The organism is Pseudomonas sp. ABC1 (genome assembly GCF_013395055.1).
GTDB lineage: Bacteria > Pseudomonadota > Gammaproteobacteria > Pseudomonadales > Pseudomonadaceae > Stutzerimonas.
Window position 1 is genome coordinate 1,680,242 of the sequence record NZ_CP058349.1, and the last position, 15,471, is coordinate 1,695,712.

14 protein-coding genes are annotated in these 15,471 nt (G+C 64.1%); 2 read left to right on the plus strand and 12 right to left on the minus strand.

Annotation, left to right across the window (positions count from 1 at the left end; translation table 11 throughout):
* Position 1 precedes the first annotated feature (1 nt).
* Positions 2 to 955 (minus strand): 23S rRNA pseudouridine(955/2504/2580) synthase RluC, encoded by a 954-nt coding sequence (gene rluC, locus HW090_RS07450; RefSeq protein ID WP_179114856.1) that lies wholly within the window; start codon positions 953 to 955, stop codon positions 2 to 4.
* A 567-nt stretch (positions 956 to 1,522) separates the two neighbouring features.
* Between rluC and rne the strand changes: the two genes are divergently transcribed.
* Positions 1,523 to 4,477 (plus strand): ribonuclease E, encoded by a 2,955-nt coding sequence (rne, locus tag HW090_RS07455; RefSeq protein ID WP_218673566.1) that lies wholly within the window; start codon positions 1,523 to 1,525, stop codon positions 4,475 to 4,477.
* Between the two features lie 111 nt (positions 4,478 to 4,588).
* Here the strand turns inward: rne and murB are convergent, their stop codons facing one another.
* The 11 genes from murB to HW090_RS07510 form a co-directional block, all read right to left on the minus strand.
* Entirely contained in the window at positions 4,589 to 5,608 is a 1,020-nt protein-coding gene (gene murB, locus HW090_RS07460; protein ID WP_179112915.1) for a UDP-N-acetylmuramate dehydrogenase, read from the minus strand.
* Positions 5,605 to 6,069: a low molecular weight protein-tyrosine-phosphatase gene (locus HW090_RS07465; RefSeq protein ID WP_179112916.1), complete on the minus strand. Its 465-nt coding sequence runs from the start codon at positions 6,067 to 6,069 to the stop codon at positions 5,605 to 5,607. The genes murB and HW090_RS07465 overlap by 4 nt, the downstream gene beginning before the upstream one ends.
* Complete coding sequence (kdsB, locus tag HW090_RS07470; RefSeq protein ID WP_179112917.1) at positions 6,069 to 6,836, minus strand: 3-deoxy-manno-octulosonate cytidylyltransferase; 768 nt, start codon at positions 6,834 to 6,836, stop codon at positions 6,069 to 6,071. The genes HW090_RS07465 and kdsB overlap by 1 nt, the downstream gene beginning before the upstream one ends.
* A complete protein-coding gene (locus HW090_RS07475; RefSeq protein ID WP_179112918.1) occupies positions 6,833 to 7,018 on the minus strand; it encodes a Trm112 family protein in 186 nt (61 codons plus the stop codon). The genes kdsB and HW090_RS07475 overlap by 4 nt, the downstream gene beginning before the upstream one ends.
* Positions 6,999 to 8,039 (minus strand): tetraacyldisaccharide 4'-kinase, encoded by a 1,041-nt coding sequence (gene lpxK, locus HW090_RS07480; protein ID WP_179112919.1) that lies wholly within the window; start codon positions 8,037 to 8,039, stop codon positions 6,999 to 7,001. The genes HW090_RS07475 and lpxK overlap by 20 nt, the downstream gene beginning before the upstream one ends.
* Positions 8,040 to 8,046: 7 nt before the next feature.
* Positions 8,047 to 8,472, minus strand: coding sequence for a biopolymer transporter ExbD (locus HW090_RS07485; protein WP_179112920.1), 426 nt, complete (start codon positions 8,470 to 8,472; stop codon positions 8,047 to 8,049).
* Positions 8,469 to 9,122: a MotA/TolQ/ExbB proton channel family protein gene (locus tag HW090_RS07490; RefSeq protein ID WP_179112921.1), complete on the minus strand. Its 654-nt coding sequence runs from the start codon at positions 9,120 to 9,122 to the stop codon at positions 8,469 to 8,471. Before HW090_RS07490 ends, HW090_RS07485 begins: the two co-directional genes overlap by 4 nt.
* Positions 9,123 to 9,201: 79 nt before the next feature.
* The gene (locus tag HW090_RS07495; RefSeq protein ID WP_179112922.1) at positions 9,202 to 11,421 is read right to left on the minus strand and encodes a DNA internalization-related competence protein ComEC/Rec2; all 2,220 of its coding nucleotides are present in this window, start codon (positions 11,419 to 11,421) and stop codon (positions 9,202 to 9,204) included.
* A 148-nt stretch (positions 11,422 to 11,569) separates the two neighbouring features.
* Complete coding sequence (locus tag HW090_RS07500) at positions 11,570 to 12,826, minus strand: lipoprotein-releasing ABC transporter permease subunit (protein WP_179112923.1); 1,257 nt, start codon at positions 12,824 to 12,826, stop codon at positions 11,570 to 11,572.
* Positions 12,826 to 13,521 carry a lipoprotein-releasing ABC transporter ATP-binding protein LolD gene (lolD, locus tag HW090_RS07505; protein ID WP_179114857.1) on the minus strand — a complete coding sequence of 232 codons (696 nt, stop codon included), beginning with the start codon at positions 13,519 to 13,521 and terminating at the stop codon, positions 12,826 to 12,828. Before lolD ends, HW090_RS07500 begins: the two co-directional genes overlap by 1 nt.
* Before the next feature lie 7 nt (positions 13,522 to 13,528).
* Positions 13,529 to 14,776: a lipoprotein-releasing ABC transporter permease subunit gene (locus HW090_RS07510; RefSeq protein WP_179112924.1), complete on the minus strand. Its 1,248-nt coding sequence runs from the start codon at positions 14,774 to 14,776 to the stop codon at positions 13,529 to 13,531.
* A gap of 83 nt (positions 14,777 to 14,859) precedes the next feature.
* Here HW090_RS07510 and HW090_RS07515 point away from each other — a divergent pair, with 83 nt between their 5' ends.
* Positions 14,860 to 15,447 carry a PilZ domain-containing protein gene (locus HW090_RS07515; RefSeq protein ID WP_179112925.1) on the plus strand — a complete coding sequence of 196 codons (588 nt, stop codon included), beginning with the start codon at positions 14,860 to 14,862 and terminating at the stop codon, positions 15,445 to 15,447.
* The last annotated feature ends 24 nt before the right edge of the window (positions 15,448 to 15,471 follow it).

The window sequence follows — 15,471 nt, forward strand, 5'->3', positions numbered from 1 at the left end:
GTCACTCACTCAACTTCTCCAAGGTGTTTGCCCACGATTCATCCACCGGCGCTTCGAGCTGCAACTCACCTCCGTCAGGCAAGGGCACCTTCAAGGCATACGCGTGCAGAAACAGACGCTTTCCGCCCAGATCGCGCACTTCCCGCGTGAAGTCCTCATCGCCATATTTGCTGTCGCCGGCAATCGCATGCCCGGCATGCCGGGCATGCACACGAATCTGATGGGTTCTTCCGGTCACGGGACGCGCTTCGACCAGGGTGGCGAAATCGCCAAAACGCCGCAGCACGCGAAACAAGGTCAAGGCCTCCTTGCCCTCGTCATCCACCTCGACCATGCGCTCACCGGAGCGCAGGGTGTTCTTTTGCAGCGGCGCATTGACCTGCTTGCAGGACGTCTCCCAGCGACCACGCACCAGTGCCATATAGCGCTTGTCGACACCGTCACCACGCAGGGCCTCGTGCAGGTGGCGCAACATGCTGCGCTTCTTCGCCACCATCAGCAGCCCCGACGTGTCGCGATCCAGACGATGGACCAGCTCCAGCTCGCGGGCATCCGGACGCAACTGACGCAACGCCTCGATAACGCCAAAACTGAGTCCACTGCCGCCATGCACGGCGATGCCTGCTGGCTTGTTGAGCACGAGCAGGCCCTTGTCCTCATGCACGATGGCCGCCTCCAGGCGCTCCAGCAGCGCTTGCGCCACTGGCGCAGGCTCATTGGCTTCACTCAAGCGCAATGGAGGCACACGCACGAGGTCGCCTGCCTGCAATTTGTACTCGGGCTTTATCCGACCTTTATTAACACGCACTTCGCCTTTGCGCAGGATGCGATAGATCAGCGTCTTGGGGACGCCTTTCAACTGGGTACGCAGGAAGTTATCGATTCGTTGGCCGGCGAACTCCGGCGCCACCTCGAGCATTTGCACGCCAGAAGTCGGGGGGGTAGTAGTGGTCATGCGCGGAATGGTATCAATTTTCATGGATTTGAAGCACTTAAACATTGCTGTTATAGTCGCGGCGCCGCCAAAAGCGGCCAGGTCCGTGGGTGCATGCGAATTAGCCACCCCTTACCCGGTAAAAGTTCGAGGACGTGAGGCCGTCCAGGAATGCTTTCCTCGATGCAGAGAGAGCCTTCGAACAAGCCTTGAAGACATGATGCGTGCCCCCTCTGCTGGGGAATCGCGATAATCGATAACCCGCCCCTGATTCTGCGAGCGGCACCCGATTTTCAACGTATTGCGTGTTGGGTGGAGATGCACCGCCGTCGGTTTGCGTAGCAAAGGCTTTCATAGACGCTTAGATTCCGTCCGCTACCGCTTGGCTGATTCCTCCTCCCTGACCTGTTAGCCGCGACCCTTGCTGAGGGCTGTGGCAGGAGACGTCGTCGCGATGCCGGCCCTGTTGGCCTGACACCGCTGGACACTGGAGTGCCTTACAACCATTCCTGACGCGCCTGACACCGACTGCGAAAGTCGTGTTTGCCGAACGCCGTTTCCGGTGGCAACGGAAACCGACGGTACTACATGAAAAGAATGCTCATCAACGCAACTCAGCCCGAAGAGTTGCGTGTCGCACTGGTCGATGGCCAGCGCTTGTTCGACCTGGACATCGAGTCCGGCGCACGCGAACAGAAGAAAGCCAATATCTACAAGGGCAAGATCACCCGCGTAGAGCCCAGCCTCGAAGCCGCCTTCGTCGACTTCGGCGCCGAACGCCACGGTTTTCTCCCACTCAAGGAAATCTCCCGCGAGTATTTCAAGAAGGCTCCCGAAGGCCGCATCAACATCAAGGACGTCCTGAGCGAAGGCCAGGAAGTCATCGTCCAGGTGGAAAAGGAAGAGCGCGGCAACAAAGGCGCAGCCCTGACCACCTTCATCAGCCTTGCCGGTCGCTACCTGGTACTGATGCCCAACAACCCACGTGCCGGTGGCATTTCCCGCCGCATCGAGGGCGAAGAGCGCAACGAACTGCGTGAAGCACTGAATGGCCTGAACGTCCCCGCCGACATGGGCCTGATCGTGCGCACCGCCGGCCTTGGCCGCTCCAGCGAAGAAATGCAGTGGGACCTCGACTACCTGCTGCAACTGTGGAGCGCCGTCAAGGAAGCCTCCCTGGATCGCTCGGCGCCCTTCCTGATCTATCAGGAATCCAACGTCATCATCCGCGCCATTCGTGACTACCTGCGCCAGGACATCGGCGAAGTGCTGATCGACAGCGTCGACGCCCAGAACGAAGCACTGTCGTTCATCCAGCAAGTCATGCCGCAGTACGCCAGCAAGATCAAGCTGTACGAAGACAGCGTGCCGCTGTTCAACCGCTTCCAGATCGAAAGCCAGATCGAAACCGCCTTCCAGCGCGAAGTGAAGCTGCCATCCGGCGGCTCCATCGTCATCGATCCGACCGAAGCCCTGGTGTCCATCGACATCAACTCGGCGCGCGCCACCAAAGGCGGCGACATCGAAGAAACCGCACTGCAGACCAACCTGGAAGCGGCCGAAGAAATCGCCCGCCAACTGCGCCTGCGCGACATCGGCGGCCTGATCGTGATCGACTTCATCGACATGACCCCGGCCAAGAACCAGCGCGCCGTGGAAGAGAAAGTCCGCGAAGCCCTGGAAGCCGACCGTGCCCGTATCCAGGTCGGCCGCATCTCGCGCTTCGGCCTGCTGGAAATGTCCCGCCAGCGCCTGCGTCCTTCGCTGGGCGAAACCAGCGGCATCGTCTGCCCGCGCTGCAACGGCCAAGGCATCATCCGCGACGTGGAATCCCTGTCGCTGGCGATCCTGCGCCTGATCGAAGAAGAAGCGCTGAAGGACCGCACCGCCGAAGTACGTGCTCGCGTACCGTTCCAGGTCGCGGCCTTCCTGCTCAACGAAAAACGCAACTCGATCACCAAGATCGAGCTGCGCACCCGTGCACGCATCTTCATCCTGCCGGACGACCACCTGGAAACTCCGCATTTCGAAGTCCAGCGCCTGCGTGATGACAGCCCCGAGCTGACTGTCGCCCAAGCCAGCTACGAAATGAGCCACAGCGAAGCGGATGAGACCCAGCCGGCCAGCGCCACTCGCACCCTGGTCCGCCAGGAAGCCGCCGTGAAGACCGCGCCGCAACGCAGCGCGCCGGCGCCAACCCCAAACCCCGTCACCGCCCCGGCTCCTGCAGCCGCGAAAAGCGGCGAACCCAGCCTGTTCAAGGGGCTGGTGAAATCGCTGGTTGGCCTGTTCGCAGGCAAGCAGGAGGAACAACAACCGGTCGCCGAGCAGAAGCCCGCCAGCCAGGCTCGCACCCAGCGTAACGACGAGCGCCGTAGCGGTCGCCAGCAGAACCGTCGCCGTGATGGCAGCCGTAGCGAAGAGCGCAAGCCTCGCGAAGAACGCCAGGAGCGCCAGGAGCGTCCGGCACGCGAGGAACGCCAACCGCGTCCGCCGCGTGAAGAGCGCAAACCTCGCGAACAGCAGCAGGAGAATGGCTCGAGCGAAGCGCCAGCCCGCCGCGAGCGCGCACCTCGCGAAGAGCGCCAACCGCGTGAAGAGCGCAAACGCGAACTGCGCGCCCCGCTGGACGAAAACACCGAAAACCAGGCCGTGGCCGAAGAGAGCGTAGAGCGCAAGCCTCGCCAGCCGCGTGAAGAACGTAAACCGCGTGCCGAGCAGCAGGTGCCTGCCGCCAGCCTCGAAGAAGAAATCGAGGACAGCAACGAGCAGGACGATGGCGAAGCCGGTGAAAATGGCGAGAACGGCGAACGTCCACGTCGTCGCTCCCGTGGTCAGCGTCGCCGCAGCAACCGCCGCGAGCGCCAGCGCGATGCCAACGGCAATGAAATCGCCGACGACGAGTCCGATGACACCAGCGCACCGGTCAACGCCAGTGACCTGGCCGTCGCCGCCAGTGCCGCTGCGATCATTGCCAATAGCGTCGAAGCAGTGACTGAAAGCAACGATCAGCCGACCGTCAACGAAACCGAACCAGCAGCCCCCGCTGTTGCCCAGGAAGAACCGGCTGCCGCCCCTGTCGTCGCCAACGAGGACCTTTCCGGACTGGAAACGACAGAAGCCGTCGACACCGAACACGAGCAAGCGCCGCAAGCGCAAGCTGTCGAGCCTGTCGAGCCTGTCGAGCCTGTCGAGCAACAGCAGGCCCCAGCGATCGAGCCGACTCAAGAGGCCGAGCCTGCCGCAGCACCCGTGATCGAAGCCAAAGCCGAAACTCAACCAGAGCACGCGGCGGAGGAAGTCACAGTGACTGAAACGCAGGAAAGCAGCGACGTTCAGCCCGAGCCTGAGCAACAACCGGCCATCGCGGAGCCTGAGCCGGCGCCCGCACCGGTGACCTCCAGCGGTCGCGCCTCCAACGACCCACGTGAAGTGCGCCGTCGCCAGAAGGAAGAAGCTGAACGCCTCAAAGCCGCACAAGCTGCAGCCCAGGACGAAGCGCCTGCCGAAGAACATCAGAGCACGGACAAGCCACAAGCCTGACCCCTCTGAGTAACGAAAAACGCCCGATGCAGCAGCCACTGCATCGGGCGTTTTTCATTGTATGCGCGGTAAGCGAAACCTCCCGAAGAGGCTCCCCACCACGAGGCGCACTCAGATAATATTCGGCTCCATCTCCAGCTCGACGCCAAAACGTTGTGCGATATCCCCCTGGATGCGGCGGGCCAGGGCAATCACCTGCTCGCCTGTCGCCTGCCCATGGTTGACCAGCACCAGGGCCTGCAGATGGTGCACACCGACATCGCCCTCCCGATAGCCCTTCCAGCCTGCCTGCTCGATCAGCCACCCTGCGGCCAGCTTCACGTGCCCATCTGCCTGTGGATAGGCGACCAGTGAAGGGTGTTCTGCCCGCAGCCGGTCAGCGACGGCGGCATCAACCAGCGGGTTCTTGAAGAAACTGCCGGCATTGCCCAGCACCTTCGGATCGGGCAATTTCTCGCTGCGAATGGCACATACCACACGACTGACGTCCTGCGCGGTCGGCTGTTCGATACCCAGCTCAGCCAAGCGCTGGCGGATCGGGCCGTAGTCCAGGCACAGCGGCCCCTGGCGACGCAGGGCGAAGCGCACCCGCAGGATCAGGAAGCGTCCTGGCTGGCGCTTGAACAGGCTGTCACGGTAAGCGAAGGCACAGTCTTCACGCCTGAAAACGTGCAGCTCACCCGTTTGCCGGTCGAGGGCGGTCAGGTCATGCAGGACATCCTTCACCTCCACACCATAGGCGCCGACATTCTGGATCGGCGACGCACCCACGGTGCCGGGGATCAGGCTGAGATTCTCCAACCCGGAAAAACCGGCAGCCAGGCAATGCTGCACGAAGGGATGCCATGGCTCCCCCGCTTCGGCTTCGATCAGCACTCGTTCGTCATCGTCGGCCTGCACCCGCACGCCCCGGCTGCACATACGCAGCACCAGGGCATCCTGGTCACGGGTCAGCACGATGTTGCTACCGCCCCCCAGCACCTGCAACGCTACGCCCAGGCGTTCGGCTTCCAGCAAGGCCTGGCGCACCTCGGCATCATCATGGGCCTCGGCATACCAACGCGCCACGGCGCGTACCCCGAAGGTGTTGCAATCGCTCAGGTCGTACCGCTCGCGCAACACCAGGCTCACAGGCGCCCCCGGATATCCGCCAGCAGGGCATCGCTGGCTTGCTCGAGCAGGTCGAGCACCTGCTCGAAGCCTTCGTGGCCGCCGTAATAAGGATCTGGCACCTCGTCCAGCGCCAGCGCATAGCGACGCAGCAACAGATCGAGCTCCGCACCACCCTTGGCAGGGCGCAGCCGCTGGAGATCAGCCAGGTTCTGCGCATCCATCGCCAGGATCAGGTCGAAACGCTGGAAATCCCCAGCTTCGACCTGCCGAGCGCGCAAACCGGACAGTTCATAGCCACGCGCACGCGCCGCTCGGCAGGTACGCTCGTCGGGCGCCTTGCCGATATGCCAGGCGGCCGTGCCCGCCGAGTCGATCTGCAGCCTGTCGGACAACCCGGCCTGCTCGACCTTGCGACGAAACACGCCCTCGGCGGTGGGAGAGCGACAGATATTGCCGAGACAGACGAACAGAACCCGCATCATGCCTCCAAGAGGTGCCTGACACGCACCAGATCATCCTCGGTATCCACACCGGCCGGCGGCGCTTCGACTGCATCGGCGACATGGATACGACGGCCATGCCAGAGCGCACGCAATTGTTCCAGCCGCTCGGTGTTTTCCAGCCAGCACGGACCCCAGCCGACGAAATCCGCCAGGAAACCGGCACGATAGGCGTAGATGCCGATATGGCGACGGTAAGGCACACCTTCCGGCAAGCGGTCCTGCTCGCCTGCCGCAAAGGCATCCCGCGCCCAGGGCAACGGGGCGCGGCTGAAAGTCAGCGCAAGGCCATCGATATCGGCAAGGACCTTGACCACATTCGGATTGAACAACGCTGCCGCGTCGGCCAGCGGCTCGGACAGGGTGGCGATGGCTGCTTCCGGGTGCGCCGCCAGGTTCCTGGCCACCTGGTCGATCAAACTGGGTGGAATCAGTGGCTCGTCACCCTGGACATTGACCACGATCTCGTCCGCCCCCAAGCCCAATTGCCCAGCGACTTCAGCCAGACGATCGGTGCCCGAATCATGCTCCGCGCGTGTCATCAACACCTCGGCGCCGAAGGCCTCGCAGGCCTGGGCGATCCGCACATCGTCGGTGGCCACTACCACGCGCCGTGCCGCACTGAGACGCGCCTGCTCCCAGACATGCTGGACCATCGGCTTGCCGGCGATGTCCAGCAACGGCTTGCCCGGCAGTCGGGTCGAGGCGTAGCGCGCGGGGATCACCACGGTATAGGCGAGGGTCATTTTTCCAGACGCTCCTCGGCACTCAGGGTGCGGGCCTCGCCTTCGAGCATCACCGGGATGCCGTCGCGGATCGGAAACGCCAAGCCGGCGCCCTTGCTGATCAGCTCGGTCTTGTCGGCGCTCAACTTGAGCGGCCCCTTGGTGATCGGGCAGGCGAGGATATCAAGCAGTTTGGTGTCCATGGGTACATCCTTTGGCATCGGTGCGCCCGTTGCACAGGCGCGACAATTGTTCATCGAACCAATCGACGAAGGCGGCCGAAGGGCACGCCTGCACACGCAGATAGGTCCAGCCAGGGGGCGCGAAGGCCTGGCACTTGACCGCATCTTTCTCGGTCATGATCACCGGCAGCTCCGGGCTGAAATTCAGTTGTTCCAGGGTGTAGCGGGCATGATCGGCGAAAGGGTGGGCAATGGGTCGCCAGTCTAGTCCTTCCAGCGTAGTGAAGAAACGCTGCGGATTGCCGATACCGGCCACGGCATGCAGACGCTGGCCCGATGGAAAATGGCTCAGAGGCAGGGCATGCCCCGTGGCCAGTTCCACCAGATCACTGGGACGCAACACCAGCCCATAGCCCTCACCCACCGGTTCCGGACTGCCATTGAACAGGACGGCATCCACTTCGCGCAGGCGCTCGGGTGGCTCCCTGAGCGGCCCGGCAGGCAGGCAGCGGCCATTGCCCAACCCACGAGCGGCATCGATCAGCACCAGCTCCAGGTCACGCGCCAGGCGGTAATGTTGCAGGCCATCGTCGCAGAGGATCAGGTCAACCGGCTCGGCGGTCAGCAGAGCACGTATGGCGCGTCCACGGTCGGAGTCGATAAAGAGGGGCACGGCGCAACGCTCGACGATCAGCAGCGGCTCATCGCCACAGTGCTCAGGTGGTTGTCCCGCCTCGACCCGCCAAGGCAGCGTCGGCGGATGCGCGCCATAGCCTCGGCTGACGACACCGACGCGCAAGCCTCGGCTGCGGCAATGCTCGACCAGCCAGAGGATCATCGGCGTCTTGCCAGTCCCGCCGACCGTGATATTGCCGACGACGATCACCGGCACCGGGGCGCGGTAGATATCCCCCTCGCCGGCCAGGAACCGTGCACGCCGCCGGTCGGTGACCCAGCGGTACAGCGATTCCAGCGGGCGCAACAGGGCCAGGGCCGGATGCCCGGCATACCAGGCCCGGACCAGCCGGTCGCTCAAGCCCATGTACACCTCACGGCGAATGCGCCTCCACGGTGGTGATGCGCAAGTGGGCGAAGCCCAGCTTACCGGCCGCATCCATGGCGGTGATCACCGCCTGGTGGGTAGCCTTGGCGTCGGCACTGATGACCAGGGGCAGGCTGTTATCGCCGGCCGACTCTTTCTGCAATGCCGTCATCAGGCCGTCGAGGCTCTGCTCCAGCAGGACGTTACCGTTGAGCGAATACTGCCCCTCGGCATCCACCAGCACTTCCAGATGCCGCTGCTCGTTGGCCTCGACCCGCTCACCGGTGACCGCTTCCGGCAGGTCGACGGCCAGTTGGGTTTCCCGGGTGAAGCTGGTGGATACCACGAAGAACAGCAGCAGGATAAATACCACGTCGATCAACGAAGCCAGGTTGATATCGACGTTCTCCCTCGCCCTGCGCTTGAATTTCACGCTCGACGCCCCCGCTTGCGTGGCGCCTCGACCGTCAGATCGACGTTGCGATCCCCTTGCACCACCTCGACCAGCTTGATCGCCTCCTGCTCCATGCCGACCACCAGTTCGTCGACCCGACGCGTCAGGAAGCGATGGAAGAACAGTGCGGGAATCGCCACCATCAGGCCGGATGCCGTGGTGATCAGCGCCTTGGCGATGCCCCCGGCGAGCAGCGCGGGGTTGGCCGAGCTGTTACCCATGAAGGCACCGAAGATGTCGATCATCGCCAGCACCGTGCCCAGCAACCCGAGCAGCGGCGTGATGCCGGCAATGGTGCCGAGGGCATTGAGGTAGCGCTCCAGCTCATGGATCACCCGACCGGCGGCCTCCTCGATGCTCTCCTTCATGATGTCGCGGCCACGCTTGGAGTTGGCCAGCCCCGCTGCGAGGATTTCCCCCAGCGGCGAGTCGGCACGCAACTCCCTGAGCTTTTCGTTGTTCAGTTGCCGGTCCTGTATCCACTTCCAGACCTGCCCGAGCAGGTTCGGCGGCGTCACACGGCTCACACGCAGGGTCCATAGACGCTCGATGATGATGCCAAGCGCAGCGATCGAACACAGGATGATCGGCAGCATCACCCAGCCACCCGACTTAACCAATTCCCACACGAGCCGATCCCCACTATAGAAAGTGCGTCACTCTAGGGGGTGTTGCCGCTACTCGCAAGCGACCTGCCCGCCGACCTGCTCATCGCCAGAAGCGTCGTTGCGAACGCGCTACCCAGGCGGCCTCGAAGCGGCCAAGGCGAATGCGCACAGCCCCCTGCTCCGCACTGTCATACACCTGTGCCCCAATGTGCCGAACCCTGGCCAGCACTGTTGGATGCGGGTGCCCGAACGCGTTGTGTCGGCTGCGCGAAATCAGCACCGCTGAAGGCGAAGTGGCCGCCAGCAAGGCCATGCTGGATGAACTGCGGCTGCCATGGTGCGGCAAGACCAGCCAGTCCAGCGGGACAGCCATCGACGATGCCAGCCACGCCCGCTCGGCAGCGCTGTCGATGTCGCCGGTCAGCAGGATGCGCTCGCCACCGGCCTCCACCGACAGCACACAGGAGGCCTGGTTGCCATTGCCTGCCCGCGCCCATTGCCAGAGTGAAAAATCGACACCGTCCCAACTCCAGCGCCGACCACTGCCACAAGGCCGCGCCTGCAATTCGGCGGAAATACGCTGCGGCTCCCCGGAGATCACCTCGGCAACCGGCATGGACCGCACGATCGCGCCGGCACCACCCGCATGGTCGTTGTCGCCATGGCTCAACAGCAAGGCATCCAGGCGGCTGACGCCCAAGTGACGCATCGACGGAAAGACCACCCGCTCGCCAAGATCGAAATCACCCTGCCGAGCACCTGCGTCATAGAGCAGCGCATGATGCCGAGTGCGCACCAGCATGGACGATCCCTGCCCCACATCGAACATCCAGACTTCGGCCTGCCCCGGCTCTGGCGGTTCCGGGCCGCTGAAAAACAGCGGCAACAGCAGCGGTACGCCCAAGGCCCGGCCCGGCACACCGCTGGGCGACACCAGCAGCAGGCAACCCAGGGTCACGCAACCGAGCGACCGGAGGCTCAAGGCCGGCGCGATCCAGACATCCTGCCAGCTCGCCAGGAAGGCCAGCACATCCATCAGCAAGGCCAGCGCCCAGCCTGCGATCCAGAGCAACGTTTCACCGAGCCAGGGCACGGGTAGCGCCAGGCTTCCCAACAAAGCCACTGGCACCACCGCTCCGACCCAGGGCACAGCCAGCATATTCGCCAGCGGCCCACTGAGGCTGACCGGCAACCCCAGCGCCAGCATCATCGGCAACAGGCCCAGCGCCATGATCCATTGCGCCCGCCAGAGCACTTGCCACCAACGCCAGCGCCCGACCCGACCGGCGAACGCCAGCACCAACAGCGCCACCGAAGCGAAGGACAGCCAGAAACCGGCTTGCAGACTGGCCAAGGGCTCCATCAGCAGGACCAGCAGCAAAGCCAGCGCCAACGGCAACCAGGCGCCCAGATGACGAAAGGCGAGCCTCCAGGCGAGTACGGCGGCAACCATCGCACAGGCCCGCTGCACAGGCACCTCGAAACCGGCCAGCCAACCGTAACCGAGCGCCCCCGCCAGAGCCAGGGCACTGGCGCCATACCACCAGGGCCCGCGCCACGGCCACAGCCCCCAGCGCGCCAACAGGGCGACCGAGGCATATAGCCAGCCGGCCAGCAGGCTCACATGCTGGCCGGAGATCACCATCAGGTGCACCGTGCCGGTGTCCTGCAAGACCCGCCAGTCCGCCGTACTCAGGCCCGAACCATCACCGACGACCAGCGCCGCCAGCGCACCGGCCCTCCCCGCTGCATCCACCTGCAACAGACGATTGCGCAATCGGTCGCGAAAAGCGGAGACCGCCATCGGCTCATCCAGCAACCGCCCTGCCTTGATCGTGCCGGTGGCACCAATGCGCCGGGCCAGCAACCAGGCCTCGTAGTCGAACGATTGCGGATTGACCATGCCATGCGGGCGCTTCAGGCGCGCCGCCACCCGCCAACGCTCGCCGGCCCGCACAGCGGGGCCGCCATGCCAGGCCAGGCGCAGCCGCCCCGGCAGGCCGTCATGCCGCGACTGCACGTCCTCAAGGATGAAACGCACCACACCCTGCTGGTGCTCAGGCAGGCCGACCACCCGCCCTTCGAGCCAGAAAGTTCGACCATCGTGCGTATCGGGCAAGCGATCGTCCAAGGCCCGCTGGGCACTGGCACATGCCCAGCACAGCCCCAAGGCATACAACGCAGGCAGGCGGAACGGAGGGAGACACAAGGCGCCCAGGGCCAGCAGCCCAAACCCCACCAGCCACAAAGCCCCAGGCAGCACGGGAAGGAAACGCAATGTCAGCAGTCCGGCCAGCAGCGCCGCGATCCCTGTGCGCATCGTTCATGTCCCGAATCCGTGATGAGCCTCACGCTATCAGGCGTGTCGCTGGCGATCCGAGACAGGGTTCACAGTTTCGAGAAAACAGGACCACCCTGGCCTGAACGACAGGACCAGGGTGGGAGCAAGGCTTTGCAGGCACGCCCGATCACTCGTAGCGCAGGGCTTCCGCAGGTTGGGTCTGGGCAGCACGCCAGGCGGGATAGAGGGTGGCCAGGAAGCTCAGCAACATGGCGGCCAGGGTCACCAGCAGTACGTCCGCCCACTGCAATTCGGAGGGCAGCGTGCTGATGTAGTAGGCATCGGAAGAGAACACCTGGCGCCCGGAAACACTCTCGACCCAGCCGACCAGCGCACTGACGTTGAGCGCCCCCAGCACCCCCAGGACGCTGCCGATCAGGGTGCCGGTGAAGCCGATGATGCTGCCCTGCACCATGAAGATCGCCATGATCTGCCGGGGCGTCGCGCCGAGGGTACGCAGGATCGCGATGTCGGCACGCTTGTCGGCCACCACCATGATCAGGGTCGCGATGATGTTGAAGGCAGCCACTGCCACGATCAGCAACAGCAGCAGGCCGATCATGGTCTTCTCCATTTTCATCGCGCTGAACAGGCTGCCCTGGGTCAGGGACCAGTCCTCGGCCCGGTAGTTTTCGCCCGACTCGGCAGAGAGTTGCGCCGCCAACCGTTTCGCCACCTGGGGCGCACTGTAGAGATCGACCAGACGCAAGCGCACGGCCTGCACCTGCTCCGGCTGCCAGCGCAGGATACTCGCCGCATCCGCCCGGTGGACGAAGGCCAGGCTACCGTCGATCTCGGCTCCGACACGGAATACGCCAACGACGTTCAGGCGCTGCATGCGTGGCGTCACGCCACCCGCCGTGGCGCTGGCCTCCGGCACGATCAGCGTCAGCTTGTCACCCAGCGACAGGCCGAAGCGACGCGCGGTCATGGCGCCGATGATCACACCGTACTCGCCGGCTTGCAGGTCCTCTATTCGGCCGCCGACCATCTTCTCGCCAAGACTGGAGACAGCGGCCTGCGCACCCGGCTCGATGCCGTCGATCTGGATCGGCTGCATGGCGCCCTTGAACGACAGCATGCCTTCCAGCTGGGTGATGGGCGCCGCGCCCAGCACCGCCGGATCACCCTCGACCTTGCCCGCCAGTGCCTGCCAGTCATCCAGGGGGCCGCTCCCCAGCAGCATGGCGTGGGGAATCATGCCAAGGATGCGCGAGCTCATTTCGCGCTGGAAACCGTTCATCACCGACAGCACCAGGATCATCGCCAGCACACCGAGCGCCAGGCCGATCATCGAAGTCAGGGAAATGAACGAGATGAAATGGTTACGGCGCTTGGCTCGCGTATAGCGACTGCCGATGTAGAGGCTGAGGGGGCGGAACATCAGGCCACCACCAGGTGCCCGCCTTCCAGGCGCAGGGTCATGTCCATCTGGGAAGCCAGTTGCGTATCGTGGGTCACCACCAGGAACGCCGTGCGCATCGACGTACTCAGCTCCAGCATCAGTTCCTTGATGCCTTGCGCCGTGTGCTGGTCGAGGTTGCCGGTCGGCTCGTCGAGCAGCACCAGAGCCGGGCTGTTGGCCAGTGCACGGGCGATCGCCACGCGCTGCCGCTCGCCGCCGGACAGCTCCGAGGGCTTGTGTTCGAGCCGATGGGCCAGGCCGACACGGGTCAGCAGCTCAGTAGCCTTGCGCCGCGCTTCGGCGATCGGCGCCGTACCGATCAGCAGCGGCATGCAGACGTTCTCCAGTGCGGTGAACTCGGCCAGCAGGTGGTGAAACTGGTAGACGAAGCCCAATGCCCGGTTACGCAGCAACCCCCGCGCTTTCTCGTTGAGTGCCGACAGCTCCTCACCGGCCAGCCAGACGCTGCCCTCGCTCGGCGTATCCAGGCCGCCCAGCAGATTGAGCAGCGTACTCTTGCCCGATCCGGAACTGCCGACGATGGCCACGCGCTGCCCCGGATACAGCTCCAGGTTGAGCCCGCTCAGTACCGCCACCGACTCCGGACCCTGCTCGTAACGCTTGCCCAGGTTGCGACAGCTCAGTACGGCGTCGCCCGCTCCCCGCTCATTCATAACCGGCTCACTCATAGCGCAAGGCCTCCGCCGGCTGGGTGCGCGCGGCACGCCAGGCCGGGTACAGGGTGGCCAGGAAGCTCAGCACGAGCGCCGCGGCACACACCTGCAACACGTCCGCGAACATCAGTTGCGAAGGCAGGTAATCGATGAAATAGACATCGGCATTGAGAAACTTGTGTCCCAGCAGGCGCTCCAGCGCCGCCACCCCGGCACTCACGTTGAGTGCCGCCAGGATGCCCAGCACAGCGCCGATCAGCGTACCGACCACGCCGACGATGACGCCTTGCACCATGAAGATGCCCATGATCTGCCGAGGCGTGGCACCGAGGGTGCGCAGGATGGCGATATCGCCGCGCTTGTCGGTCACCACCATTACCAGGGTTGAGATGATGTTGAAGGCCGCCACCGCCACGATCAGCAGCAACAGCAGGCCGATCATCGCCTTCTCCATGCGGATCGCCTGGTAGAGGTTGCCATGGGAGCGCGTCCAGTCGCGCGCATAGAAGTCGCCCTCTAGCGTTCCCGCCAGCTCCCAGGCGACTTTCGGCGCCTGGAACAGGTCGTCGAAACGCAGGCGCAGGCCCTGGACCTGCTCGGGTTTCCAGCGATGCAGGCGAGCCAGGTCGACATGGTTGGCCAGTGCCACATAGCCGTCGATCTCGCCGGCACCGACATGGAAGATACCCACCACGGTGAAGCGCTTCATGCGCGGGAACATGCCCGCTGGCGTCACAGTGACTTCCGGCGCGACGAAGGTGATGCGGTCGCCGACTCCGACGCCGAGGCGCAGGGCAGCCTTGTCGCCAATGACGATGCCGAACTCGCCTGCCTTGAGCTGCTCCAACGAGCCTTCGCGGAAGAAGCGGTCGATGATCGAGACCTGATGCTCGGCCACCGGATCGATGGCGTTGATGAGGATCTTGCTGACCTTGCCCTCGTGCGTCAGCAGGCCCTGGGCCTGGATGAACGGCGCCACGGCAAGGACCTGGGGATGCTCACGCAGGCGCTTGCCCAAGGCTTGCCAATCGTCGATCGGCTGCGAGCTCTCGATGGTTGCGTGGGGCACCATACCGAGCACGCGGGTACGCATTTCATGGTCGAAGCCATTCATCACCGACAGCACCAGGATCATCACCAGCACGCCCAGTGCCAGGCCGATCATCGAAGTGAAGGATATGAAGGAGACGAAGCGACTACGACGCTTGGCGCGGGTGTAGCGTGCGCCGATGAAGACAGACAGCGGTCTGAACATAAGTCGGTGGATTCGCTGGCAGGAATGGGAACGGTGTCCGCCTGGTATACACTTGAATGACTACCCCAACATGGGTCTTGGCCATGTCATTACAAGACACCGAAGAACGCCGCGAATACTACCGCATAGAAGACCGGATCGCACTGCAAATCCTCCCGTGCGAACATCCGGAAACAACCGGGAACGGCGACGATACCGCGCTTTTCGAACTGCTCGGCGAGCTGCACCGCCTGGACTTCGAAGCCCAGTTGCTGCTGCGCCAGATCGCCGAGAGCAACCGTACCCTGGCCAACTACCTGAAGGTGCAGAACAAGCGCATCGAGCTGCTTGGCCAGGCGCTCGCGCGCAACCTGCTGGAGGCCATAGGCCCGGCGCAGACCGTCATGCTGTCGGAGGCCGGCATCGACTTCCAGCATGACCAGCCGCTGGCCGAAGGAGATTGCATCACGCTCAAGCTGGTCCTGATGCCCCTGGCACTGGGTATCCGTCTGCAAGCGCGCGTCGTGCGCTGTAACAAGAACGCGACAGGCTATGTGATCGCCACGCTGTTCGAGGAATTGAGCGATGCCCAGCGGCAACTGCTGGCCCGCCATGTGCTGCAGAAACAGGCGCTGGAACGGCGCCTGGCGAAGGAGCATGAGGAAGGACAGGAACAAGCGGACAGCCACTGAACGCCCCCTATTGCAGGAGCTTTA